22 protein-coding genes are annotated in these 22,751 nt (G+C 73.0%); 12 read left to right on the top strand and 10 right to left on the bottom strand.

All coding sequences use genetic code 11. The features are described from left to right. From ABZ818_RS08945 to zapE, 7 genes are all read right to left on the bottom strand, one after another. A partial coding sequence (locus tag ABZ818_RS08945; RefSeq protein ID WP_361412483.1) for a transposase occupies window positions 1-146 on the bottom strand: 146 nt, incomplete at its 3' end. 268 nt (window positions 147-414) lie between these two features. Continuing rightward, window positions 415-1,158, bottom strand: coding sequence for a peptidyl-tRNA hydrolase (locus ABZ818_RS08940; RefSeq protein ID WP_361412482.1), 744 nt, complete (start codon window positions 1,156-1,158; stop codon window positions 415-417). 96 nt (window positions 1,159-1,254) lie between these two features. Next, complete coding sequence (locus ABZ818_RS08935) at window positions 1,255-2,133, bottom strand: polysaccharide deacetylase family protein (protein WP_361412454.1); 879 nt, start codon at window positions 2,131-2,133, stop codon at window positions 1,255-1,257. 88 nt (window positions 2,134-2,221) lie between these two features. After that, a complete protein-coding gene (locus ABZ818_RS08930) occupies window positions 2,222-2,803 on the bottom strand; it encodes a YbhB/YbcL family Raf kinase inhibitor-like protein (protein WP_361412452.1) in 582 nt (193 codons plus the stop codon). Between the two features lie 290 nt (window positions 2,804-3,093). Beyond that, window positions 3,094-4,059 carry a slipin family protein gene (locus tag ABZ818_RS08925; RefSeq protein WP_361412450.1) on the bottom strand — a complete coding sequence of 322 codons (966 nt, stop codon included), beginning with the start codon at window positions 4,057-4,059 and terminating at the stop codon, window positions 3,094-3,096. Window positions 4,060-4,181: 122 nt separating this feature from the next. After that, on the bottom strand, window positions 4,182-4,760 hold the full coding sequence (locus ABZ818_RS08920) for a carbonic anhydrase (RefSeq protein WP_361412448.1): 579 nt from the start codon (window positions 4,758-4,760) through the stop codon (window positions 4,182-4,184). 99 nt (window positions 4,761-4,859) lie between these two features. Then, on the bottom strand, window positions 4,860-6,008 hold the full coding sequence (zapE, locus tag ABZ818_RS08915) for a cell division protein ZapE (protein WP_361412446.1): 1,149 nt from the start codon (window positions 6,006-6,008) through the stop codon (window positions 4,860-4,862). Window positions 6,009-6,045: 37 nt separating this feature from the next. Between zapE and ABZ818_RS08910 the strand changes: the two genes are divergently transcribed. The 4 genes from ABZ818_RS08910 (at window position 6,046) to msrB (ending at window position 9,437) form a co-directional block, all read left to right on the top strand. After that, the gene (locus ABZ818_RS08910) at window positions 6,046-6,873 is read left to right on the top strand and encodes a pyrimidine reductase family protein (protein ID WP_361412444.1); all 828 of its coding nucleotides are present in this window, start codon (window positions 6,046-6,048) and stop codon (window positions 6,871-6,873) included. A 206-nt stretch (window positions 6,874-7,079) separates the two neighbouring features. After that, a complete protein-coding gene (locus ABZ818_RS08905) occupies window positions 7,080-7,553 on the top strand; it encodes an indole-3-glycerol phosphate synthase (protein ID WP_361412442.1) in 474 nt (157 codons plus the stop codon). A gap of 73 nt (window positions 7,554-7,626) precedes the next feature. Next, window positions 7,627-9,015 carry a UDP-N-acetylmuramate--L-alanine ligase gene (gene murC / locus ABZ818_RS08900; RefSeq protein WP_361412440.1) on the top strand — a complete coding sequence of 463 codons (1,389 nt, stop codon included), beginning with the start codon at window positions 7,627-7,629 and terminating at the stop codon, window positions 9,013-9,015. A 14-nt stretch (window positions 9,016-9,029) separates the two neighbouring features. Continuing rightward, window positions 9,030-9,437 (top strand): peptide-methionine (R)-S-oxide reductase MsrB, encoded by a 408-nt coding sequence (gene msrB / locus ABZ818_RS08895; RefSeq protein WP_361412438.1) that lies wholly within the window; start codon window positions 9,030-9,032, stop codon window positions 9,435-9,437. Window positions 9,438-9,508: 71 nt separating this feature from the next. On the opposite strand, the gene ABZ818_RS08890 is transcribed toward msrB, so the two are convergent. Then, window positions 9,509-12,151, bottom strand: a complete 2,643-nt coding sequence (locus ABZ818_RS08890) for a SpoIIE family protein phosphatase (protein ID WP_361412480.1) — start codon at window positions 12,149-12,151, stop codon at window positions 9,509-9,511. Window positions 12,152-12,538: 387 nt separating this feature from the next. On the opposite strand from ABZ818_RS08890, the gene ABZ818_RS08885 reads away from it, so the two are divergent. The 5 genes from ABZ818_RS08885 (at window position 12,539) to ABZ818_RS08865 (ending at window position 17,034) form a co-directional block, all read left to right on the top strand. Beyond that, a complete protein-coding gene (locus tag ABZ818_RS08885) occupies window positions 12,539-12,904 on the top strand; it encodes a DUF6479 family protein (protein ID WP_361412436.1) in 366 nt (121 codons plus the stop codon). A gap of 372 nt (window positions 12,905-13,276) precedes the next feature. After that, window positions 13,277-14,473, top strand: a complete 1,197-nt coding sequence (locus tag ABZ818_RS08880) for an ABC transporter ATP-binding protein (protein ID WP_361412434.1) — start codon at window positions 13,277-13,279, stop codon at window positions 14,471-14,473. Further along, a complete protein-coding gene (locus ABZ818_RS08875; protein WP_361412432.1) occupies window positions 14,470-15,186 on the top strand; it encodes an ABC transporter permease subunit in 717 nt (238 codons plus the stop codon). Before ABZ818_RS08880 ends, ABZ818_RS08875 begins: the two co-directional genes overlap by 4 nt. Beyond that, a complete protein-coding gene (locus tag ABZ818_RS08870) occupies window positions 15,183-15,851 on the top strand; it encodes an ABC transporter permease (RefSeq protein WP_361412430.1) in 669 nt (222 codons plus the stop codon). Before ABZ818_RS08875 ends, ABZ818_RS08870 begins: the two co-directional genes overlap by 4 nt. A 223-nt stretch (window positions 15,852-16,074) precedes the next feature. Further along, on the top strand, window positions 16,075-17,034 hold the full coding sequence (locus tag ABZ818_RS08865; protein ID WP_361412428.1) for an ABC transporter substrate-binding protein: 960 nt from the start codon (window positions 16,075-16,077) through the stop codon (window positions 17,032-17,034). Between the two features lie 103 nt (window positions 17,035-17,137). On the opposite strand, the gene ABZ818_RS08860 is transcribed toward ABZ818_RS08865, so the two are convergent. Beyond that, window positions 17,138-17,593, bottom strand: a complete 456-nt coding sequence (locus ABZ818_RS08860) for a TerB family tellurite resistance protein (RefSeq protein ID WP_141357183.1) — start codon at window positions 17,591-17,593, stop codon at window positions 17,138-17,140. A gap of 198 nt (window positions 17,594-17,791) precedes the next feature. Between ABZ818_RS08860 and ABZ818_RS08855 the strand changes: the two genes are divergently transcribed. Both ABZ818_RS08855 and mgtA read left to right on the top strand, forming a co-directional pair. Continuing rightward, window positions 17,792-18,148 (top strand): metalloregulator ArsR/SmtB family transcription factor, encoded by a 357-nt coding sequence (locus tag ABZ818_RS08855; protein WP_225075702.1) that lies wholly within the window; start codon window positions 17,792-17,794, stop codon window positions 18,146-18,148. Continuing rightward, a complete protein-coding gene (gene mgtA, locus ABZ818_RS08850) occupies window positions 18,138-20,771 on the top strand; it encodes a magnesium-translocating P-type ATPase (protein WP_361412425.1) in 2,634 nt (877 codons plus the stop codon). Before ABZ818_RS08855 ends, mgtA begins: the two co-directional genes overlap by 11 nt. Window positions 20,772-20,805: 34 nt before the next feature. On the opposite strand, the gene ABZ818_RS08845 is transcribed toward mgtA, so the two are convergent. Further along, window positions 20,806-21,801, bottom strand: a complete 996-nt coding sequence (locus ABZ818_RS08845; protein ID WP_361412423.1) for a lytic polysaccharide monooxygenase — start codon at window positions 21,799-21,801, stop codon at window positions 20,806-20,808. A gap of 299 nt (window positions 21,802-22,100) precedes the next feature. Here ABZ818_RS08845 and ABZ818_RS08840 point away from each other — a divergent pair, with 299 nt between their 5' ends. Continuing rightward, complete coding sequence (locus tag ABZ818_RS08840) at window positions 22,101-22,748, top strand: ScbR family autoregulator-binding transcription factor (RefSeq protein ID WP_361412421.1); 648 nt, start codon at window positions 22,101-22,103, stop codon at window positions 22,746-22,748. Window positions 22,749-22,751: the final 3 nt, after the last annotated feature.

Here is a 22,751-nt window from a genome sequence, read left to right as displayed (position 1 = left end):
ATGTCCCGCCACGGACTGCCCGTACGGAACCGCCACATCACACCGTTGACGAGCCTGCGCAGGTCGGGAATGGGACCGCGCTCGCCCAGCGGTAGTAGCGGTTCGAACACAGTCCACTCGTCGTCCGTGAGATCACCCCGGGTCATCCCGCCTGTCTACCGTCCCGGCCCGGCCGGGACAGCGAAACAGCCAAACCCGTGATCTCAACTCGGCACACGCCCTAGTGCCCCGGCAGGCAACGTTTGCCCGTGAAGGAGCGGCGTCCGGTGCGTGCTCTCGGTGTGCCGGCCGGAAGTCCTCGTACTGGACGTACTTGGGCTTTCGGCCGGTGCGGCGAGTGGGGGTCCCCCTGCTCGAAGAGCTCGGGGGAGCGTGCCGGGCGTCGCGACGGGGCGACCGTTGCCTGTTGGGGCACTAGACCGGGCGCAGCGCGGGGTGGTCGGCGACGACCGTGCAGGAGCCGGGGGCGATCTCCGTGAAGCCGGCGTCGCGCACCACCGGCAGCCCGCCGGAGGTGAGGTCCCGCCAGTGGGCGGGGGCGGCGGTGCGGACGGTGAGCGGGAAGCCGGCTTCACGCCAGGCCGTGCGCTGCTCCTCGGACAGTTCCCACCAGGCGAGCTGGGCGCCGTGACCCGCCTGGGCCATCGCCTTGCCCGCGGACATGTCCAGGCCGGGGCTCATCCACAGCACCGGGACGGCCGGGTCCGGCGCGGCGGGCGGCTCCGGGTCGTCCAGTTCGGTGCCGGAGACCTGAAGCCTCGCCAGGTCCTTGGGCCAGCCGTCCAGCGGCACGGGCGGGAAGACCCGTACCTGCGCGGTCCTCCCGGTCACGGTGATGCCGGGCAGCGCCTCGGCCCGCCGCCACTCGGCGCCGCGCGCCCGCCGCACCACCTTGCGGATCCGGGCGTCCTGCCAGTCCCGCACGGCCCGCGCCCACTCCCCGTCATCGGTCGAGCGTTCGTCGGCGAGCAGCACCAGGACCGCTCGGGCCGCGGTCTCCAGGGCGTCCGTACGGGCCGGGGGAGCGGCCCGCTCGATCCGCACCACCAGCGGCAGCACGAACTGCCGCGCCTGGTCGCGTACGCCGGGCTCGGACCGGAACGGGCTGTCCTGCGGGGCGGTGGCGGTGGTGCTCTCGTCGATGCTCACGGCGTCCAGTCTGCCAGCCGGGTGACCGGCCGCCGGAGCCCGCCGGCCCGCGGGTGGCCCCCCGACCACCGGCCCGCGGTGATCCCCCGAACGCCGGCCGGCCCGTCAGGCGCGGTCGGTCGTGGCACCGATCAGGTCGGAGACCTTCACCAGGCGGTAGCCCCTCTTGCGCAGCTCCGGTACGACGGCGCGCACCACGCGCTCGGTGGTGGGGGCGGCGCTGCGGGTGCAGTGCAGGACGACGACCGAGCCCGGCTTGACCCCGCCCAGGACCTGCCGGACCACGGCGTCCGCGTCCGTTGCGAACGCGTCTCCGCTCACCACGTCCCACTGCACCGCGGTGACGCCGAGACCGCTGAGCGCCCGCAGGGCCTGCTGGTCGTAGCAGCCGCCGGGGAAGCGGAAGTACGGCATCGCGTGCGGCACGCCCGCCTTGCGGAAGGCCTCGTACGCGCCCTCCACGTCCGACCGCATCCGGTCGGCGGGCACGGTGGGCAGGCCGTAGCAGTTCGCGGTGAACGCGTAGTGGCTGTAGGAGTGGTTGGCGAGCTCGAACAGGGGGTCGCTGCCGATGGAGCGGGCCTGGTCGGGGTACTGCTCGGCCCAGCGGCCCGTCATGAACACCGTGGCCGGCGCCTTCAGGGCGCGCAGGGTGGCGATGAGCCCCGGGTTGTCGAAGTGCTCGCCCGCCGCCGCGCGCGGTCCCTCGTCGGCGGTCATGTCGGCGTCGAAGGTGAGGGCGACCGTCTTCCCCTTGGTGCGGGGGCCGTTGCTGAAGACGGGGGTCAGACCACCGGGTCCCGGGGTGAGGGTCGGCGGCCGGGAGGGCGAGGGCCTGGCCGGAGCGGAGGGGGAGGCCGACGCGGACGCGGACGTGGAGGGGGCCGTCAGATCGGCGCGGGACGCTTCGGTGCCGCCGCCGCAGGCGGCCAGGGCAGCGCTGAGAGCGAAGACGGCGGTGATGCGCCGTACAAGTGTGATCACGCGATGAACATACGACCTTATCCGATCACGAGAACGGCGGCACTGCGGTGCGGTCACCCGGCCGGTGGCCGGGCGCCGCGGTCCCGGCTCAGCGGCCGTAGCGGGCGGTGAGGGTGCCGGAGGCCAGGGTGTGGCCGCTCAGCGCGCGCCGGATGTCGGCGGCCGTGGCGCCGGGCCTCAGGGCGAGGCGGCGGTCGGCGGCGTACACGGTGAAGACGTAGCGGTGGGGTTTGCCCGGGGGCGGGCAGGGGCCGCTGTAGCCCGTCTTCAAGAAGTCGTTGCGTCCCTGGGCGGCTCCCGGCGGGGTCGCGCCCGTCGGCAGGCTCGTGGTGTGCGGGTCCATGTTCCAGACCAGCCAGTGCGTGAACGTGCCTCCCGGGGCGTCCTGGTCCTCCACCAGCAGGGCCAGCCCCGCCGTGCGCGCGGGAACCCCGGAGAACGCCAGCGGCGGCGAGACGTCCGCCCCGCTGCACGTGTAGCGGCCGGGAACGGTGCCGCCGTCGGTGAACGCCGGACTCGACACGGTGATCCGAGCCGCGGTACCGGGTGAGGCGGTGCCGGAGCCGCTCGGCGTGGCGGTCCCCGAGCCGACGCCGCCCCCGCCACCTCCGCACCCCGCGACGCCCCCCAGCGTCGCGATCAGGACAACCCCCACGAACCGGCTGCGCATGCCTCGCACGCTAACGACGGCCCTACGCTGCCGCCACCGCGCGAGGCCGTCCGGGGGATGGGGGAGAGGCTGGTGCTGTGCCGGAAAGGTTTGCCGGGAAGCTCGCGGCGTCCGGTGCTGGGGGTACCTCCCACGCCGTTCAGGCTGTGGGGGAGCATCGCAAGGAGTATCGCCCGCGTACTGGATGTACTCGGGTGATGCGACAACGCGGCGTGGGGGTACCCCCGGCCGAAGGCTGGGGGAGTGCCGTGCCGGGCGTCGCGAGCCGGTGAACCTTTCCAGTCACAGCACTAGGTCCTGGTGCGGGCCGCGCTGCCGTCCGGGTCGGGGGTGACCGCGTCGGCGGTGCTCCGCACGGGCGTGATCGGGGCCTCCTCGGGGGCGGGGTCGGCGGGATCCGCGGATGCCCGCGCACCCTCCACCAACTGTTCGGGCGGGCCGGGAGCCGCCGGTGCGGCGCTTCGGGCCAGGCTCTGGTACGACTCCGGCTCCGGCTCCCGCTGGGCCTTCTCCAGGAAGCGCAGCAGCTCGACCGGGAAGGGCAGGACGAGGGTGGAGTTCTTCTCGGCGGCGACCGCCGTCACCGTCTGGAGCAGCCGCAGTTGCAGCGCGGCGGGCGTGTCCGCCATCTGCTGGGCGGCCTCGGCCAGCTTCTTGGACGCCTGGAACTCCGCGTCCGCGTTGATGATGCGGGCCCGACGGTCCCGGTCGGCCTCCGCCTGCCGGGCCATGGACCGCTTCATCGTGTCCGGCAGGGAGACGTCCTTGATCTCCACGCGGTCGATCTGCACGCCCCACCCGACGGCCGGGCTGTCGATCATCAGCTCAAGACCCTGGTTGAGCTTCTCGCGGTTGGACAGCAGGTCGTCCAGGTCGCTCTTGCCGATGATCGAGCGCAGGGACGTCTGCGCCATCTGCGAGACCGCGAACTTGTAGTCCTCCACCCGGATGAGCGCGCTGGAGGCGTCGACCACCTTGAAGTAGACGACCGCGTCCACGCGTACCGTCACGTTGTCCCGGGTGATGCCCTCCTGGGCCGGGATCGGCAGCGTGACGATCTGCATGTTGACCTTGTAGAGCCGGTCCACGAACGGGATGATCACCGCCAGGCCCGGCGGCCGCGGTTCACCGGTCTGCCGCCCGAGGCGGAACACCACCCCGCGCTCGTACTGCTTGACGACCCGCATCGCCGCGGCGAGGTACACGAACCCCACGCAGCCCGCGGTGATCACGGCGGTCACCAGTTCCTGCACCATGACGAGGACTCCTCGACCGGTCGCCGGTATGCGCGTTATGCGCCCGCTTCAACGATATGCCCGCTCCGAGGTCATGGTCGAGCCGCGGGACGGCCCCGGCCCACAGGGCCGTCCCGGGGCCGTCACAGGGCCGTGAAGGCGTCCGTCCGCGGGCAGTGCGCCAGCACCGCGCCGGTGTGCACCTCGTAGTACCAGGCGTGCAGGCTGAGCCGGCCGTCCGCGAGCCGCTTCTCGACGCACGGGTACGAGCGCAGCCGCAGCAGCTGGGTCAGCGCGTGGCTCTGGACGCCCTCGGCGACGGCCGGGTCCTCCGCGGTCCCGGTGGGCCGGGGCGTCGCGTGGGCCAGCCAGTCCCGTACGGCGGGCACGGCGTCGAGGTCGTCCCCGCGGACGAGGGCGCCGACCGCACCGCAGTGGGAGTGGCCGCAGACGACGATGTCGCCGACGCCCAGCACCTCCACCGCGTACTCGATGGTGGCCGCCTCGGCGGTGGGCCGCGCCGAGGTGTACGGCGGCACGATGTTGCCCGCGGTGCGCAGCTCGAACAGCTCGCCGGGCCGGGCGCCGGTGATCAGGGCCGGGACGACCCGGGAGTCGGAGCAGGTGATGAACAGGACCTCGGGGGACTGGCCCTCGGCGAGCCGGGCGAAGTCCTCGGGGCGCCGTCCGAACGTACGGGCGTTGTGGATCAGGGGCTGCATGGGGTGACTCCGTGTCTCCGCGCGGACCGGCCAACGATCAAGAGCCGGCCAGGAGACACGGTAACCCCCGGGAAGCCGTCCGCCGGGGCGCTGTCCCGGTCAGTACGTCTCGACGAGCCCCTTGGCGTCCCGGGCGAGAGCGGTCAGGCGGGATATCGCGCGGAAGTACTTCTTGCGGTAGCCGCCGTTCAGCATCTCCTCGCTGAACAGCCGGTCGAAGGGCAGCCCGGAGGCCAGCACGGGCACCTCGCGGTCGTAGAGCCGGTCCGCGAGCACCACGAGCCGCAGCGCCGTCGACTGGTCCGGCACCGGCCGCACGTCGGTGAGGCAGACGGCCGCCAACCCGTCGGTCAGGGCGCCGTAACGGCTGGGGTGCACCTTGGCGAGGTGGTCCAGCAGGTGCGGGAAGTCGTCGAGCGAGGCGTTCTCGGTGGCGTACGCCGCCTTCGTCACCTGCTCGTCGGAGTAAGGCGCCGGCGCCTCGGGCAGGCCGCGGTGGCGGTAGTCCTCGCCGTCGATGCGCAGCGTGCGGAAGCGCGCGGACAGGCCCTGGATCTCGCGCAGGAAGTCCGTGGCTGCGAAGCGGCCCTCGCCGAGCTTGCCCGGCAGCGTGTTGGAGGTGGCGGCGAGCGCGACGCCCTCGTCGACCAGCCTGCCGAGCAGGGTGGACACGAGCACGGTGTCGCCCGGGTCGTCCAGTTCGAACTCGTCGATGCACAGCAGGCGGTGGCCGGAGAGGGTCTCGACGGTCTTCTGGAAGCCGAGGGCGCCCACCAGGTTGGTCAGCTCCACGAAGGTGCCGAACGCCTTGCGGGCGGGCTCGGCCGGGGTGGCGTGCCACAGGGAGGCCAGCAGGTGGGTCTTGCCGACGCCGTAACCACCGTCGAGGTACACACCGCGGGGCCCGGCACCGGCGGCCTTGCCCTTCCCCTTCGCCCTGGCCTTGTCGTTGGTGTGGGTCTTGCTCTTGGCCCTGCCGAAGCCGAACAGGCCGCGCCTGCCGGAGGCGGTCGCGGGTCCCCCGCCGAGTCCGGCGGCGAAGTCGTCCAGCACCTCGACGGCCTCGTTCTGGCTGGGCTGCTTCGGGTCCGGGATGTACGTCGCGAAGCGCACCGAGTCGAAGCGTGGCGGCGGCACCATCTCGGCGACCAGCCGGGCCGCGGGGACGTGCGGCTCGCGCGCGCACAGGGACAGCGGGGCCGCGGCGGTCAGGGAGCTGAGCCCGGAGGCGGCTGTGGAGGTCGACACGGTTCCCCATGGTAAGCGGCATGGAACACTGCACGTCATGCGACGCCTGTTCCCTGTGACCGACGAAACAGCAGCCCAGACCCCGGGCGGGACGCACGGGGCCGGTGATACGAGCGTGCCCGGCGCCCTCGTGGACCGGGAGTGGACCTTCGCCGAACTGGCCGCCGCGTACGCCTACCCCGAGGGCGGGGCGGCGGGCCGGGAACCGTGGCTGCGCGCCAACATGGTCGCCACCCTCGACGGGGCCGCCCAGCACGAGGGCCGTTCGCAGCCCATCTCCAGCGCCGCCGACATGCGGATCTTCGGCACCCTGCGGGCACTGGCCGACGTGGTGGTGGTCGGCGCGGAGACGGTGCGCCAGGAGGGGTACCGCCCGGCCCGGGCCCGGGCGGAGTTCGCGGCGCTGCGCGAGGCGGCCGGGCAGGGGCCGGCGCCCGCGATCGCGGTCGTCACGGCGAGCCTGGAGCTGGACTTCTCGCTGCCGCTGTTCACCTCGCCGCTGGTGCCCACGCTGGTCCTCACGGGCGCGGCGGCGGCCCCCGAGCGGATCGCGGCCGCGGAGAGGGCGGGCGCCCGGGTGGTGATCGCCGGTGACGGCCCCGGCGTCGACCCCGCCCGCGCCGTCCGGGCGCTGGCCGAACTCGGTCACACTCGCCTGCTGACCGAGGGCGGCCCCCGCCTGCTCGGTCAGGTGGTGGCGTCCGGCGTCCTCGACGAAATGTGCCTCACGGTCTCCCCGATGCTCACCGCCGGTGACGCCCAGCGCATCGCGGGCGGCCCCTCCGTCGCGGTCCCGCGCCGCTTCACTCTGGCGTCCCTGCTGGAGGACGACGGCTTCCTGTTCGGCAGGTACCGCCGCCCCTGACCGGAGCCCCGCCGTCCGCTTACCCAGGGTTACCCGGGTTCGCGCTCCGGGCAAGCGGAACCAATTGTTCCGATCCGTGTGCGCCGGGTGCGCCAAATCCCGCGATACCCGTGCGGTCACGGGGCAGGATGGTTTCCGCAGGGGCTGCTACGGCCCGTGGAGGGAGACGGAGGGTCCAGGGACCCTCGGAGGAGAAAGGGCGCCTGGTGTTCACAAGCGTATTGATGATCGAGAAGGCCCTGACGTCCGCCGACGTGGAGTTCGTCACCACCTTGCACGGCGAGGAGCCGGTGTTCTTCCACGTGCTGCTCCAGCCGCGCGGCGATCAGGCGGACCGGTTGCTGCGGGCCATCGACGACATCGCGCTCGGCGAACTGGACGAGGCGGCGCGCGAGGGCGAGACCCCGGAGGGCGCGGCCGCGAAGGGCGCCGGGGAGCAGGCCCTGGACGTGTCCCTCCTCGCGCTGCGCGCGGCGGGCAGCCGGGCCGAGGGCCGGCTCGTCGAGGACCACCCGCTGGACGCCCTGAAGTCCCTGGTCGCCGAGGTCGGCGCCGACGAGGTGATCGTCCTGACCGACCCGCACTACGTGGAGGAGTTCTTCCACCGCGACTGGGCCTCCCGGGCCCGCCACAAGGTGGGCGTACCGGTCCTGAAGCTCTTCTCCCACAGCAAGGCATAGGCTTGGGCGGCGCCCCCGCACGGGGGCGCCCGCACCGTCGTACCGCAGCCGCACCACCTGGGGAGAAAAGCGCATGGCACCCGGCCTTCCTACCGCCATGGACCGACCGCACTTCATCGGCATCGGCGGCGCCGGGATGTCGGGCATCGCGAAGATCCTCGCCCAGCGCGGGGCCAAGGTGGCGGGCAGCGACGCCAAGGAGTCGGAGACCGCGCAGGCACTGCGCGCGCTGGGCGCCACCGTGCACATCGGGCACGCGGCCGGGCACCTCGCCGACGACGCCAGCTGCGTCGTCGTCTCCTCGGCGATCCGCGAGGACAACCCGGAGCTGGCCCGCGCGGCCGAGCTCGGCATCCCGGTGGTCCACCGCTCCGACGCGCTGGCCGCCCTGATGGAGGGTCTGCGCCCGATCGCGGTCGCCGGTACCCACGGCAAGACGACGACCACCTCGATGCTGGCCGTGTCCCTCGGCGAGCTGGGCCTGCGGCCGTCGTACGCCATCGGCGGCGACCTGGACGTTCCCGGCTCCAACGCGCTGCACGGCGACGGCGAGATCTTCGTCGCCGAGGCGGACGAGTCGGACCGCAGCTTCCACAAGTACGCGCCCGAGGTCGCCATCGTCCTCAACGTCGAGCTCGACCACCACGCCAACTACGCCTCGATGGACGAGATCTACGAGTCCTTCGAGACCTTCGTGGACCGGATCGTCCCCGGCGGCACCTTGGTGATCGCCGCCGACCACCCGGGCGCGCGGGAACTGACCCGGCGTGTGTCCGGTGCGGTGCGGACGGTGACGTACGGCGAGGCCGAGGACGCCGACGTACGGATCCTGTCGGTCGTGCCGCAGGGCCTCAGGAGCGAGGTCACCGTCCTGCTGGACGGCACCGAGCTCACCTTCGCCGTCTCCGTGCCCGGCCGCCACTACGCGCACAACGCCGTCGCCGCGCTGGCCGCGGGCGCCGCCCTGGGCGTCCCGGCCGCCGAACTCGCCTCCGCGCTGGCCGCGTACACCGGTGTCAAGCGGCGCCTTCAGCTCAAGGGCGAGGCCGCCGGCGTACAGGTCGTCGACTCCTACGCCCACCACCCGACCGAGATGACCGCCGACCTCGAGGCGATGCGCGCGGCCGCGGGCGACGGCCGGATCCTGGTCGTCTTCCAGCCGCACCTGTTCTCCCGCACCCAGGAGCTGGGCAAGGAGATGGGCCGGGCGCTGGCCCTCGCGGACGCCTCCGTCGTCCTCGACATCTACCCGGCCCGCGAGGACCCGATCCCCGGCGTCACCAGCGAGCTGATCATCGCCGCCGCACGGGCGGCGGAAGCCGACGTGACGGCCGTCCACGACAAGGCCGAGGTGCCCGACGCGGTCGCGGGAATGGCGAAGGCCGGCGATCTCGTTCTCACCATGGGCGCGGGCGACGTCACCGACCTCGGACCGCGCATCCTGGACCGTCTGTCGAAGTGAGGGGCGCGAGACCCATGCCGTACGACGTCGAGAAGCCGGACGAGCAGTGGCAGGCCGAGCTGAGCCCGGCCGAGTTCGCCGTGCTGCGCAAGGCCGGCACGGAGCCCGCCTTCACCGGTGAGTACACGGACACCAAGACCAAGGGTGTCTACTCCTGCCGGGCCTGCGGCGCGGAACTGTTCACCTCCGGCACCAAGTTCGAGTCCCACTGCGGCTGGCCGTCCTTCTACGACCCGAAGGACACGGACGCCGTGGAGCTGCTGGAGGACCGCTCCCACGGGATGGTGCGCACCGAGGTGCGGTGCGCGCGCTGCGGGTCGCACCTCGGGCACGTCTTCGAGGGCGAGGGGTACGCGACCCCGACCGACCAGCGGTACTGCATCAACTCGATCTCCCTGCGGCTGGTCCCGGACGAGGGCTGAGGCGGCGGTCGCGGGTCCCGGCGTCCGCCGGAACCCGCGGACGGCGTCCGGAAGCACGGGCGGTGCGTCCGTCAGAACGCCTCGTCGTCCCACTGGTCGAGCAGCAGGTCGCCCAGGTCCCCGCCGGGTCGCGCCGCCCCGCCGTGCAACGGCTGTTCGGTCCAGATGACCTTGCCGTGAGGTGTGTACCTGGTCCCCCACCGCCGGGCCAGCTGGGCCACGAGGAACAGTCCGCGTCCGCCCTCGTCCGTCAGGGCGGCCCGGCGCGGGTGCGGTGAGGTGCTGCTGCCGTCGGAGACCTCGCAGACGAGGTCGCGGTCGCGCAGCATCCGCACGTGGATCGGCTCGCTGCCGTAGCGGATCGCGTTGGTGACCAGTTCGCTGAGCATCAGCTCGGTTTCGAAGCCCACCTCCTCCAGCCCCCACGCGTCCAGCTGCCGGGCGCACGCCGCGCGCACCGGGGCGACGGACGCGGTGTCGCGGGGCACGTCCCACTCCACGACGTCCGCCGGGTCCAGCAGCCGGGTGCGGGCCACCAGCAGCGCCACGTCGTCGCTGGGGCGCGGTGGCAGCACGGTGTCGATCACCGCCCGGCACGTCTCCTCCGGGCTCCGGTCGGGCCGGCCGGCCAGGGTGTCGCGCAGCAGGGCGAGGCCGGTGCCGATGTCCCTGTCCCGGTCCTCGACCAGCCCGTCGGTGTAGAGGACCAGGAGCGAACCCTCCGCCAGGTCCAGCCCGGCGGTCTCGACGGGCAGGCCCGCCGCCAGACCGAGGGGCGGGGAGGCGGGCACCTCGGGGAAGAGCACCGCGCCGTCGGGACGTACCAGCGCGGGCCCGGGGTGACCCGCGGTCGCCACGGTGCAGCGTCCGGTGGCGGGGTCGTAGATCGCGTACAGGCAGGTGGCCCCGGTGACCGTGTCGGTCTCGGCCTCGGCCGCCCGGTCCTGGTCGATCCGGGTGACCAGTTCGTCGAGATGGACCAGGATCTCGTCGGGCGGCAGGTCGAGGGACGAGAAGTTGAGCACGGCGGTGCGCAGGCGGCCCATGGTGGCGGCGGCGTGCAGACCGTGTCCGACGACGTCGCCGACGACGAGGGCCACGCGCGCGCCCGGCAGCGGGATCACGTCGAACCAGTCCCCGCCCACGCCGGCCTGCGCGGGCAGATAGCGGTGGGACACCTCCATGGCGTCCTGCTCGGGCCGCCCGCGGGGCAGCAGGCTGCGTTGCAGGCTCACGGCGACGCCGTGCGCGTGGGTGTAGCGGCGTGCGTTGTCGACGGACACGGCCGCCCGCGCGACCAGCTCCTCGGCGAGGGAGAGGTCGTCGTCCTCGAAGGGGCTGCGCCGGTCCGTCCGCCAGAAGTCGGCCAGTCCCAGCAGGACGCCCCGCGCCCGCATCGGCACGGCGATGAGCGAGCGGATCCCGTGGTCGAGGATCCTCGCGGTCGTCTCCGGGCTCTGGACCCGCCAGTCGCGGGCGGCGCCCAGATCGGCCTCCAGCACCGCGTGACCGGTCTCCAGCGCCGCCGCCATCGGCGTGCCGGGCATCCAGGTGATCCGCCCGCCGACGGGGAAGACGGGCGGGTCCAGGCTGTCGCCGAGGATGACCGTGCGGCGCATGTCCGCCGTGTCCGTCGGCTCGTCGCCGCGCAGGACGGGCTCCAGGAGCTCGACGGTGACCAGGTCGGCGAACCGGGGAACGGCGACCTCCGCCAGTTCCTCGGCGGTCCGTACGACGTCCAGCGTGGTGCCGACCCGCACACCGGCGTCGTACAGCAGCCGCAGACGCTCCTGAGCCTCCTCGACCCGGCCCGAGAGGGCGCGCACCTCCGTGGTGTCCCGCAGCGTCGTCACACTGCCGGCCGGGCCTCCGGCGAGGTCCGTGAGGCGGGTGTTGACGATCAGCAGCCGGTCTCCCGCGAGGAGCACCTCGTCGCTTGCCACCCGTCCGGAGGACAGCAGCCCGGCCACCCGCGGTTCGAGGCCGAGATCGGCGATCCGGCGTCCCTCCGCGTCCGCCGGCAGGTCCAGCAGCCGCCGCGCCTCGTCGTTGGCCAGGAGCAGCCGGCCCTCGCCCGAGAGGACGAGGACGCCCTCCCGCACGGAGTGCAGGACGGCGTCGTGGTGCTCGTACATCCGCGTCAGCTCGACGTGGCCCAGACCGTGGGTCTGCCGCCGCAGCCGCCTGCTCGCCCACGCCGATCCGCACGTGGCCAGGACGAGCGCGCCCCCGACGCCACCGAGCAGGACCGGGAGCTGGCGCTGGACCGTCGCGTTCACCGTCCCGAGCGTGATCGCGACGTCCACGACGCCCGCGACCGAGCCGTCCGGTCGGAAGACGGGGACGATCGAGTCGACCGCGGGGCCGCGGCTCGCGTTGATGACCTCCGTGAAGGGCCTGCCCTCCGCCGCCTGCTTGTACGGGCCGATGACGTGCTTGCCGATCAGGGCCGGGTCGGGGTGCGTGAGCCGGATCCCGTCCGGCCGGTACACGACGACGAAGGCCACCCCCGTCCGCTTCCGGGTCTCCTCGGCGCGTGGCTGGAGGATCGCCGTCGGATTGCGGCTGTCGAGGGCCTGCGCCGTCCCGGGGGCACTGGCGAAGGACTCGGCCACGGAGCGGGTGCGGTGCCGGGCGTCCGCCAGGCTGTTGTTCCGGGTCTCGAGCACGAGGACGGCGCCCGCGGCGATGATGAGCACCAGCAGCATCACCATCTGGACGGCGAACGCCTGCGCGGCGAAGCTGCGCACGCCCGGCGCCGGGCGCCGCGGCTTCGCGGGCCCGTGCGCAGGTCCGTGCGCGTCGCCGGTCCGAGCCCGCCGTTCCCGCTCCGGCTCCGGGTCCGCGCGGTGCCGGAGCGGACGACGGCCGGTGTGGACGCTGGACATCAGGATCCGGCATCGGTCGAGAAGTCCGGCCATGTGTTCATTTTCCAGCACCTGCGGCCACGGCGGAGTCACCGGCGGCTACCGGGGCGACGGCCGCCCCGGGAGTCGCGGGCACTTTGCGGGGCACTCGCACGGTGGGACAATGTGGGACACAGGTGGCGTCATCGGCGCCACCGGCACTCTTCGCTTTCCTTGGTGAGGCGGGTGGAAGACATGGACATAGCCTCCTACGCCGTACTGGCCGTGGCGCCCAATGTGTGGGCCACCTTCGGCGCCTTCATCGGTGGACTCGTCATCGTGATCGCCTTGGTGTGGGCCGTCGGCATGGGTATCGGTGTGATGCGCCGCGAGCCGGACCGGCCGACCGAGGCGGAGCAGCCGCACCTGCCGGTCACCGGCGCCGTCCACGAGATCAGGGAGATGCGGGAGCTCGACGAGCTCCATGTGGACGACGGGGAGCGGCTCATGCCCTATGAGCTGCACGCCACCGGAACCCGCCGCAGCCAGGACCAGCACCGGCGGCGCTGGCACCCGGGCAGCAGCGGATCCTTCGGCGGTGGCGGCCCCGGTCGGACCTGACCCGGCCCCGGCCGCACCCGTCCAGGGGACGGGCCTTCACGGGCCCGCCCCCGCCCTTTGCCGGGGCCGGGGCGCCGTGGCGGCCGACGGCTGTGGCGCGGCGCGCGCGGGGCGGATCGAATCGGCCGGTGTCGCGGACGCGATGCTGGGTAGGCGTGGGTGTCGAAAGGCGCCTCGGGGCCTGGGAGCCGTCCGGTCGGGCGGTCCCACGCACCGGGGACTCACAGCTTGCGCACAGAGCGGTTACGGGGGACGGGGGTGTCGCGTGCGGACGTCGCACGTCACGAGGTGCTCGGACTCTTCCCGCAACGGCCCGCGCGACCTTGGCGGAGAGCGGACAGCTCCTGCCAGACCCGAAGGGTATTCGGCGTTTTGATACGGATAGATTCAGTCACCAAGCGGTATCCGGACGGCACGCTGGCTGTCGACCGGCTCTCGCTCGACATACCGGACCGCTCGATCACCGTCCTCGTCGGACCGTCGGGATGTGGCAAGACCACCACTCTGCGCATGATCAACCGGATGGTGGAGCCGACCGGGGGCAGCATCCTCCTCGACGGCGTCGACATCCAGGAACAGCCCGTCAACACCCTGCGCCGGTCGATGGGGTACGTCATCCAGAACGCGGGGCTCTTCCAGCACCGCACCATCGTCGACAACATCGCGACCGTGCCCCGCCTGCTCGGCTGGGGCAAGCAGAAGGCCCGGGCGCGGGCGGCCGAGTTGATGGAGCGGGTCGGCCTCGACGCCTCGCTCGCCAAGCGCTACCCGTACCAGCTCTCCGGCGGCCAGCAGCAGCGCGTCGGCGTGGCGCGGGCGCTCGCCGCCGACCCGCCGGTGTTGCTGATGGACGAGCCGTTCTCCGCCGTGGACCCGGTGGTGCGCAAGGGCCTCCAGGACGAACTGCTCCGCATTCAGGAAGAGTTGGGCAAGACCATCGTCTTCGTCACGCACGACATCGACGAGGCCGTCAAGATCGGCACGATGGTCGCGGTCCTGCGCACCGGTGGCCGGCTCGCCCAGTACGCCCCGCCCGCCGAACTGCTCTCCGCGCCCGCGGACGACTTCGTCGAGGACTTCCTCGGTATCGACCGCGGCATCCGACGGCTGTCCTTCTTCGCCTCCGGGGGACTGGAGTTGACGAAGACCCCGATCGTCACCGCCGACTCCACCGCCGAGCAGATCGCCGCCCGCGCCACCCCCGACGTGCCCTACCTCCTCGTCACCGACCCGGACGGCAGACCCCTCGGCTGGAGCGAGCCGGGCGCGCTGGCCGACGGCCCCCTCGACGCCGCACGGCTCCTGTCGCACGGGCGGCCCTTCGAGTACGGCAACGATTCGCTGCGCGCCGCCCTCGACGGCGCCGTGCTCTCGCCGACCGGCTGGGCGGTCGCCGTGGACGGCACCGGCCGTGCGGTCGGCGTCGTCTCGCAGCAGACCATCGGCGAGGCGATCCGCAGCGCCCACGCCGAGGGGCGTACCGGGACGGAGGCCGGCGCGGGGGTCGCGGCAGAGGCCGGCGCCGACGCCGGGGCTGAAGCCGGCGCCGAGGCCGGGGTCGCCGGATGAACCGTTTCTTCGATATTCCGAGCGACCTCCAGCACAGCTGGTTCGGCCTGATCGGACTGCACCTGCGCGAGGCCCTGCTGCCGGTGCTGGCCGGTCTCGTCGCCGCCCTGCCCCTCGCCCAGTTGTGCGTGCGGTTCCGCTGGCTGTACCCGCCCGTGCTGGGCCTGACGACCGTGCTGTACGCGATCCCGTCGCTGGCGTTCTTCGTCGTCCTCATCGACTACACCGGCCAGACCGAGCTCACCGTGATGATCCCGCTCGCCGTCTACAGCCTCGTCGTGCTCGTCCCGGCGATCGTCGACGGCGTCCGCTCGGTGCCGCAGGAAACCCTGGCCGCGGCCACCGCCATGGGCCTGGGACCCGTACGCCGTTATCTCCAGGTGCAGTTGCCGATCGCGGTGCCCGCCATCATCGCGGGGCTGCGGGTGGCCGCCGTCTCCAGCATCTCGCTCGTCAGCGTCGGGATGCTGATCGGCAACCAGGGCGCCCTCGGCAATCTGCTCCACGACGCGCAGATCTACAACCGGCCCGAACTCGCCTGGAACTCCGTCCTCACCACGGCGGCCCTGGCGGTCGTCGTCGACGCCCTGCTCGTCCTCGTCCGCCTGCTGCTGACCCCCTGGATGCCGAGCGGCACCCGCCGCCGCACCATCACGGACGCCGAGGCCCGGCCCGAACCGGCCACGCCCGCACTGGAGGACGCAGCCCGGTGAACGTACTGCACTTCATCAACGCCTTCTTCAGCGACGCCTCCCACTGGAAGGGCTACGACGGCATCCCGACCCGCCTCGTCGAGCACATCCAGTACTCGCTGATGGCCCTGGGTCTGGCCGCCGTCATCGGCCTGCCGGTCGGCCTGCTCACCGGGCACTACGGGCGCGGTGGCAACGCCCTCGCCCTGATCGCCACCGCCGGGCGGGCACTGCCCAGCTTCGGCCTGCTGGTGCTGATGGTGATCCTGCTCGGCTTCGGCAAGATCCCCGTGATGATCCCGCTGGTCGTCCTCGCCGTCCCGCCGATCCTGATCACGACCTACGAGGCGATGCGCTCCGTCGATCCCTCACCGGTGGACGCCGCCCGGGGCATGGGCATGGCCGAGTCGCGCGTCCTGTTCCAGGTCGAACTGCCCGTCGCCCTCCCGCTGATCCTCAGCGGACTGCGCTCGGCGGCCATCCAGATCGTCTCCACGGCCACCATCGCCGCGTACGTCAGCCTCGGCGGCCTCGGCCGGTACATCGTCGACGGCCTCTACCAGCACGACTACGAGAAGGTCGTGGGCGGCGCCGCGCTGGTCGCCGTGATGGCGCTGGCGACGCTCGCGGTGTTCTGGGCGGTCGCGCGGGTGACGGTGTCGCCCGGGGTGCGCCATGGCGGCTGACCGCGGGCGGCGGAGCGGCACCCCGGGGAGGCCGGGTTGGATCCCCGGCCTCCCCGGGTGCCCTCCGTCCTCACCACCTGCCACGCATCGAAGCCGATCGGTGACCCGGCGCCTCTTGACTGACGAAGAAGCCGCTGGATTGGATCAAACGGCGGTACTCGCGCCCCGCGTGCTGCCGCCGCTGCCATGCGCCCGAACAACCTCTCAGCCGGGAACAGGAATTGTGACTTCCAACACGAAGAGCACCAAGTCCAGCAAGAGCCACTTCGGGGCGGCCGCCGTCGCACTCGCCGCCACCGCGGCGCTTCTCGCGGGGTGTTCCTCCGGCGGCTCCTCCGGCAAGGACCCGCTCGCGGAGGGCAGGGCGGCCGGCGGCACGGTCGTCGTCGGCTCCAACAACTTCGCCGAGAGCATCCTGATCGCCGACATCTACGGCGAGGCCCTCAAGGCCAAGGGCATCAAGGTCGAGTACAAGCCCAACATCGGCAGCCGCGAGACCACCTACGGTCTGCTCAAGAACGGCTCGATCACCGTGCTGCCCGAGTACAACGGGGCGCTGCTGGCCTATCTCGACTCCAAGGCCGCCCCGAAGACGGTCGAGGCGACGACGGCCGCCATCAGCGCCAAGCTGGACTCCGGGCTGACGCTGCTGGAGCCGGCGCCCGCGGAGGACAAGGACTCCGTCACCGTCAACGCCGCGACGGCGAAGAAGTACGGCCTCACCGAGAAGTCCTCCATCGCGGACCTCAAGGACGCCGCCAAGGACCTGGTCATCGGCGGCTCGCCGGAGTTCCAGGCCCGGCATCAGGGCCTGAAGGGCCTGAAGTCCGAGTACGGGCTGGAGTTCAAGTCCTTCAAGGCGCTGGACGCGGGCGGCCCGCTGACCCAGGCGGCGCTGAAGAAGAACACCGTGCAGGTCGCCGACGTGTTCACCACGGATCCGACCATCGCCAAGGAGAAATTCGTCGTCCTCCAGGACCCGAAGAACCTCTTCGGCTTCGAGAACGTCCAGCCGCTGGTGTACAAGTCCGGCCTGGACCAGAAGGGCGTCGACGCGCTCAACGCGGTCTCCGCCAAGCTGGACACGGCCACCCTGCTGGACCTGGACACCCAGGTGCAGTCGCAGAACAAGGACCCGCTCGACGTGGCCAAGGCCTGGCTGAAGTCGGCGGGCCTCGGCTGATCCACCGCGGTGGGTACACGGCCCGCGGGGCCGTGACACCGCTCGCTCAACGGGTGCCGGACGGACGACCGTCCGGCACCCGGGCGTTCAAGGACCCGCCGGCTCAGAGGTCGAACTCGTGCGGCGGCAGTCCCAGGGCGAAGCAGGCCTCGCGCACCATGGCCTGCTCGGTCTTGTCGAAGTCGCCGTCCGCGCCGCCGATGACGATGCCGATCTGGACGACGGCACGGGCCTCGGCGGGCTTCTTCTTCGCCTTGGCGATCTCCTGCAACACGCTGACCTTGCCGAAGTCGAAGTCCGCGGTCAGCCTGTTCAGGTTCTCCTCGAAGCGGCGGCGCAGATCGTCCGCGGGGAAGTTCTGCAGCACCTCGTTGGTGGCGATCAGTTGCGCGACTCGCTGGCGCTCCGAAGGGTCGACGGTGCCGTCGGCGGCGGCCACGAGGGCGCACATCGCCATGCTCGCGTCCCGGAAGGCACCGCTCTTCAGGTCGTTCTTCTTCGCCACGAGCTGGGTCTGCATCTGCGTCGCGGAGTCCTTGATGCGGTCCCACAGGGCCATGTGCTCTCCAAGTGTGGTGTCGGGGTGGCCTAACACGTTCCGTGCTGCATCTACAGCAACGTAGAAACTAACGGAGCGACGGATAAGTTCCGGCGGACGAGTTCCGGCGGGTCCCGTTCGTACCGGGCCGCCTAGACTGGTGCGACTCGTACCAGGCGTGCATTGGCGCACGCGTGCGCCAACAGGAGGAAGACGACCGTGGCGGCAGCCGGCAGTGGCTTCGAGGATCCGCCCGCCGACGTACTCGCGGAGGCGGCCGCGGCCTTCGGGCTGCTCGCCTCGCCCGCCCGGCTGCACATCGTGTGGGCACTGGCCCAGGGCGAGAGCGATGTCACCGGGCTCGCCGAGCGGGTCGGCGGCGCGCTGCCCGCCGTCAGCCAGCACCTGACCAAGCTGAAGCTCGCCGGGCTCGTCCGCTCCCGCCGCGAGGGCCGGCGGCAGGTCTACTTCGTCGACGACCCCGACGTGGTCGACGTCGTACGGCTCACGGTCGCACGGCTCACCGACCGGGGCGCCGCCGCCGACGCCCCGGCGCGCCGCCTCCGTGGCCTCTGAGCTCGCGGCGGCCCGCCCGGCCGCGCCCGACGGAACACCCCTCCAGGTACTGCGGCAGCTCGACAGCGGCCCGCGCGGGCTGACCGACGCCGAGGCGGAGGCCCGGCTGGCGGCGGTCGGCGAGAACACGGTCCCCGAGGTGCGCACCCCGTCCTGGCCTCTGCTGTGGGTGCGCTCCCTGCGGGATCCGTTCACGGCCGTACTGCTCTGCCTGGGTCTGGTCTCCACGCTCGTCGCCTCCTGGGGCACCGCCGCGGTGATCCTGAGCCTGGTCGTGGTCAGCTGCGTGCTGCGCGCGACCGGCGAGCACCGGGCCGACCGGTCCATGGCCGCGCTGCGCGAACTGATCGCCGGCACCGCCACCGTGCTGCGGCGGACGGACGGCGGGGAACAGCCGCGCGCCCGGGAGGTCCCGGTCACCGAACTGGTGCCGGGCGACGTGCTCCGCCTCGGCCCCGGCGACCGCGTACCGGCCGACGTACGACTCCTGCGCGCCCGAGGGCTGACCGTGCATCAGGCCGCGCTGACCGGCGAGTCCGCCCCGGTCGCCAAGGCGGCCGTGGAGGAGCCGGGGCTCGGGGAACGCGGCCCGTTCGGACAGGCGCACCTGTGTTTCCAGGGCAGCAGCGTCGCCACCGGCACGGCCACCGCCGTGGTGGTGGACACGGGAGCGCGGACGCGGTTCGCCGCCGCCCACGGCACCACGGGCCGCGGGCGCGGGGACCGGACGGAGCCCAGCGCCTTCGACCGTTCCGTGCAGGGCATCTCCTGGGTGCTCATCCGGTTCATGCTGCTGACGCCGCCGCTGGTGCTGATGGCGAACGCGGCACTGCGCGGGCGCGGCCTGGAGACGCTGCCCTTCGCCGTGGCGGTGGCCGTCGGACTCACGCCCGAGATGCTGCCGGTGATCGTCACCCTCTGCCTGGCCCGCGGCACCCGGCAGCTCGCGGGGGCGCACGGCGTCATCGTCAAGCGGCTGCCCGCACTGCACGACCTGGGCGCCGTCGACGTGCTCTGCGTCGACAAGACCGGCACTCTCACCCAGGACCGGCCCGTCGTCGAACGGGCCCTCGACGCGGACGGCCGCGACGACCCGGAGGTGCTGCGCTGGGCCGCGGTCGGCGCCTGGTGGACCCTCCAGCTCGCCGAACTGCCCGCGCCGGACGCGCTCGACGAGGCACTCCTGGAGGCCGCCGGAGCGGTCGGCGAGGAGCACGACGGGGTCGCGGTCGTCCCCTTCGACCCGGTACGGCGCCTGGCCACCGCCGTGGTGCGGGGCCGGTTCGGCAGGCACGTCCTCGTCGTCCGGGGCGCCGTGGAGGACGTACTGGAGCGCTGCGCGCTGGAGCCCGCCGAGCGCGAGCGGCTGCGGGAGCTCGCCGCGCGCGAGGCGGACGCCGGGCTGCGGCTGCTGGCCCTCGCCACGGCCGAACGCACCGCCCGCACCGGCGACTACACCCCCGCCGACGAGCGCGGTCTCACCTTCCGGGGCCTGATCGCCTTCCGCGACGCGCTCGCGCCGACCGCGGCCGAGGCCCTGCGCGGGCTCGCCGAAGCCGGTGTCACCGTGAAGATCCTCACCGGCGACCACCCCGGCACGGCGGCGCGCGTCTGCCGTGACCTGGGGGTCGAGGTGGGGGAGGTGCACACCGTGGGCTCCGGGCCCGGCGAGGACGGCGCCCTCGCGGCGGCCGCCGCCCGTTCCACCGTCTTCGCCCGCTGCACGCCGGACGACAAGGCCCGGGTCGTGGCCGCGCTGCGGGCCGCGGGACACACCGTCGGCTTCCTCGGCGACGGCGCCAACGACGTGCCCGCGCTGCGGGCCGCCGACGTCGGCGTCGCGCCGCGGGCGGCCTGCGACATCGCCCGGGAGAGCGCCGACGTGGTGCTCGCCGACAAGGACCTCACCTCGATCGGCCACGCCGTGGCGGCCGGCCGGCGGGCCAGCGGCAACATCGCCTCCTATCTGCGCGTCACGCTCTCCTCCAACCTCGGCAACGTCACAGCGATGCTCGTCGCGGGCCTGCTGCTGCCCTTCCTGCCGATGCTCCCGGTGCAGGTGCTCGTCCAGAACCTCTGCTTCGACGCGGCCCAGTCGTCCTTCGCCCACGACCGTCCGGGAAAGGCGGCGCTGCGGCGCCCGACCGCGCTGCGGCCACGCGCCTTCCTGCGGTTCATCACCGGGTTCGGCGCGCTCAACGCGGTCGCGGACTTCGCCACCTTCGCCGTCCTCGCCCTCGTCCTGTGGGGGCCCGACGCGCTGAACGACGAGGCCGTCTTCCACTCGGCCTGGTTCACCGAGAACCTGCTGACCCAGGCCCTGGTGATGGTGCTCCTGCGCACCGGCCGGAACGAGGGCGGCCGGCGGCGGCTGCCCGGACCCGTCGGCCGGGCCGCGGCCGCCCTCGCGCTCGTCGGGCTGCTGCTCCCGGTCAGTCCGCTGGGCCCGCTGCTGGGCATGACGGGGCTTCCGCTGTCCTCCTACGTTCTGCTCGCCGCCGTCCTGGCACCGTACGGACTCGCCCTCGCGGCGGCGGTCCGGCGGTACGAGCGGCGAGGTCCGGAAGCCGTCGCGGCCGGGTACACCGCCGCGGCTCCCGGTCCGGGAGCCGGCCGAGGGTGAGGCAACAGCCGGCCGCCGGCCGGCACAAGCGTGTTCAGCGGCCGCGCAGCCGCAGGGCTAGGGCGGCGCCCCCGGTGAGCACCAGCACCGCAGCGGCGGCGACGGCCGGCAGTGGCGCGGAGGGACCCTGGCCGGTGTCGGTCTCGGACGCCACCGGGCTGCTGTCGGGAGCGCCCGAACGCGCCTGGGCGGCGGCGGAGTCCGGCGTCTGCCGCGCCGGAGCGGTCGTGTGCGGTCCGTGCGAGGGGCTCGGACCCGGGGCCCGAGTGCCCGGCTTCGGCGTAGTGACGGCCGGGCTGCCGCCCGAGCGGCCGGAGTCGCTCGGTCCGGCCGGTGCGGCCGTTCCTCTTGTGCCGCCCGAACCGCTCGTACCGCCGGTCCCGTTCGTCGCCTTCGCGAACACCACGTCCGAGCACGAGTAGTAGGTGTCCGGGGTGCTGCTGTTCTGCCAGATGGTGAACAGCACATGACGGCCCGTCCGGTCGGCGGGCAGCGTCGCCCCGATGCGGTACGCGCCGCCCGTCAGCGGCGGGTCCTTGACCTCGGCGAAGGGCCGGGCGGGCAGATCCGACCAGGTCAGCGGCTTCGCCGGGTCGTAGCCCTGCCTGGTCAGATAGAGCTTGAACGTGCCCTCGTGCGGGATCGTCGAGGCGTACGACATCGTGAGCCCCGCGCCCGGCACCAGACGGGTCGACGGCCAGTCGGCGCGGGCGAGGTCGAGGCCCTTGTACGCGGCAAGTCCTCCGCTGCACAGCTTTCCGTCGGGGACGACCTGGCGGTCCCGGCCGCCCACGTTGGCCACCCGCAGGTTGTCCCACGCGGTGAAGGGGGCGCCGTTCGCGGCGACGGCCGCCCGGCAGGCGGACGAACCGGCCCGGCCGCCCCCGTCCGGCGAGCAGGCGAACACCCGGCTGACCGGGTCGGTCGGGGCGCCGTGCGCTCGTGCGGGCCCGGCCGCCCACAACGTGAGCAGGACCGACACCGCCGCGGCGGCTGCGGTGCGCCCGAGGGGCGCGGTCGTCCGGGTCATCGGGAGACGTCTCCTGGGCCGGCGGGGAAACGGACTGCTGCGCGGTCCAGTACGGGCGGCGGGCGCGAAGCGTTCAACCGGCCCGCGAGCGGCGGCACATGAGCGGGGAAGTGCCGCGGGCGCCGATACAGCGCGTCCCGTCTGCTTCCGCCGGAGGTCTGCGTTTCCGGAGCGCCGCGGGTGACGGCGGAAGCTCCAAGGGGCCCTGGTGGACGCCTCGGAGCCGTGAGCTATCGTGTACGCGGAGTGAGAAACAAACGGCACGCCCCGTTCGTTACGGCCCCGGGAGTGTTCTGTCCATGCCGAGGCAGTTACGCGCCGAACAGACCCGCGCGACGATCATCACGGCCGCCGCCGACCTGTTCGACCGGCACGGCTACGAACGGACCAGCCTGAGCGACATCGTCGCACACGCACACGTCACCAAGGGCGCCCTGTACTTCCACTTCGCGGCCAAGGAGGATCTGGCCCACGCCATCCTGGAGTTGCAGTCCCGGGCCGCCCGGCAGGTGACCAGCCGCGTGGACGAGCAGGGCTACTCGTCGCTGGAGGCCCTGATCCGCATCACCTACGCGCTCACCCGCCTCACCGTGGAGGGCCCCGTCACCCGTGCCGGCCTGCGGCTGGCCACCGGAGGAGTCGAGGTGCGCCCGCCGCTGCGGCACCCGTTCACCGAGTGGCTGGACATCGCCACCGGCAAACTCCTCGGCGCCGTCAAGGAGTACGAGATCCAGCAGGACGTCGACGTCCACGCCGTCGCGCACTCCCTCGTCTGCTTCTTCGTCGGCACCCGGGTCGCCGGCCGGCCCCTGGAACCCATGGGGCGGCTGCCGCGCAGGACGACCGAGATGTGGCACCTGCTCATCCGCGGCCTGGTGCCGGTGCACCGGCGCCCCCGCTATCTGAGCCTCGTCACCCGGCTGGAGCGGGAGATCGTCGTCGTATGACCC

This window comes from Streptomyces sp. NPDC047453 (assembly GCF_040643155.1).
In the GTDB taxonomy this organism is placed as follows: domain Bacteria; phylum Actinomycetota; class Actinomycetes; order Streptomycetales; family Streptomycetaceae; genus Streptomyces.
The sequence above is the reverse complement of the archived record's forward strand: the minus strand, read 5'-3'. Positions and strand labels throughout refer to the sequence as shown.

Excerpts from the sequence above, each read along its gene's own strand:
- ABZ818_RS08920 (WP_361412448.1), bottom strand. The coding sequence starts at position 4,760 with ATGCAGCCCCTGATCCACAACGCCCGTACGTTCGGACGGCGCCCCGAG.
- ABZ818_RS08930 (WP_361412452.1), bottom strand. The coding sequence starts at position 2,803 with ATGCGCAGCCGGTTCGTGGGGGTTGTCCTGATCGCGACGCTGGGGGGC.
- ABZ818_RS08875 (WP_361412432.1), top strand. The coding sequence starts at position 14,470 with ATGAACCGTTTCTTCGATATTCCGAGCGACCTCCAGCACAGCTGGTTC.
- murC (WP_361412440.1), top strand. The coding sequence starts at position 7,627 with ATGGCACCCGGCCTTCCTACCGCCATGGACCGACCGCACTTCATCGGC.
- ABZ818_RS08890 (WP_361412480.1), bottom strand. The coding sequence starts at position 12,151 with ATGGTGATGCTGCTGGTGCTCATCATCGCCGCGGGCGCCGTCCTCGTG.
- ABZ818_RS08860 (WP_141357183.1), bottom strand. The coding sequence starts at position 17,593 with ATGGCCCTGTGGGACCGCATCAAGGACTCCGCGACGCAGATGCAGACC.
- ABZ818_RS08910 (WP_361412444.1), top strand. The coding sequence starts at position 6,046 with ATGCGACGCCTGTTCCCTGTGACCGACGAAACAGCAGCCCAGACCCCG.
- ABZ818_RS08845 (WP_361412423.1), bottom strand. The coding sequence starts at position 21,801 with ATGACCCGGACGACCGCGCCCCTCGGGCGCACCGCAGCCGCCGCGGCG.
- ABZ818_RS08925 (WP_361412450.1), bottom strand. The coding sequence starts at position 4,059 with ATGGTGCAGGAACTGGTGACCGCCGTGATCACCGCGGGCTGCGTGGGG.
- ABZ818_RS08885 (WP_361412436.1), top strand. The coding sequence starts at position 12,539 with ATGGACATAGCCTCCTACGCCGTACTGGCCGTGGCGCCCAATGTGTGG.
- ABZ818_RS08840 (WP_361412421.1), top strand. The coding sequence starts at position 22,101 with ATGCCGAGGCAGTTACGCGCCGAACAGACCCGCGCGACGATCATCACG.
- msrB (WP_361412438.1), top strand. The coding sequence starts at position 9,030 with ATGCCGTACGACGTCGAGAAGCCGGACGAGCAGTGGCAGGCCGAGCTG.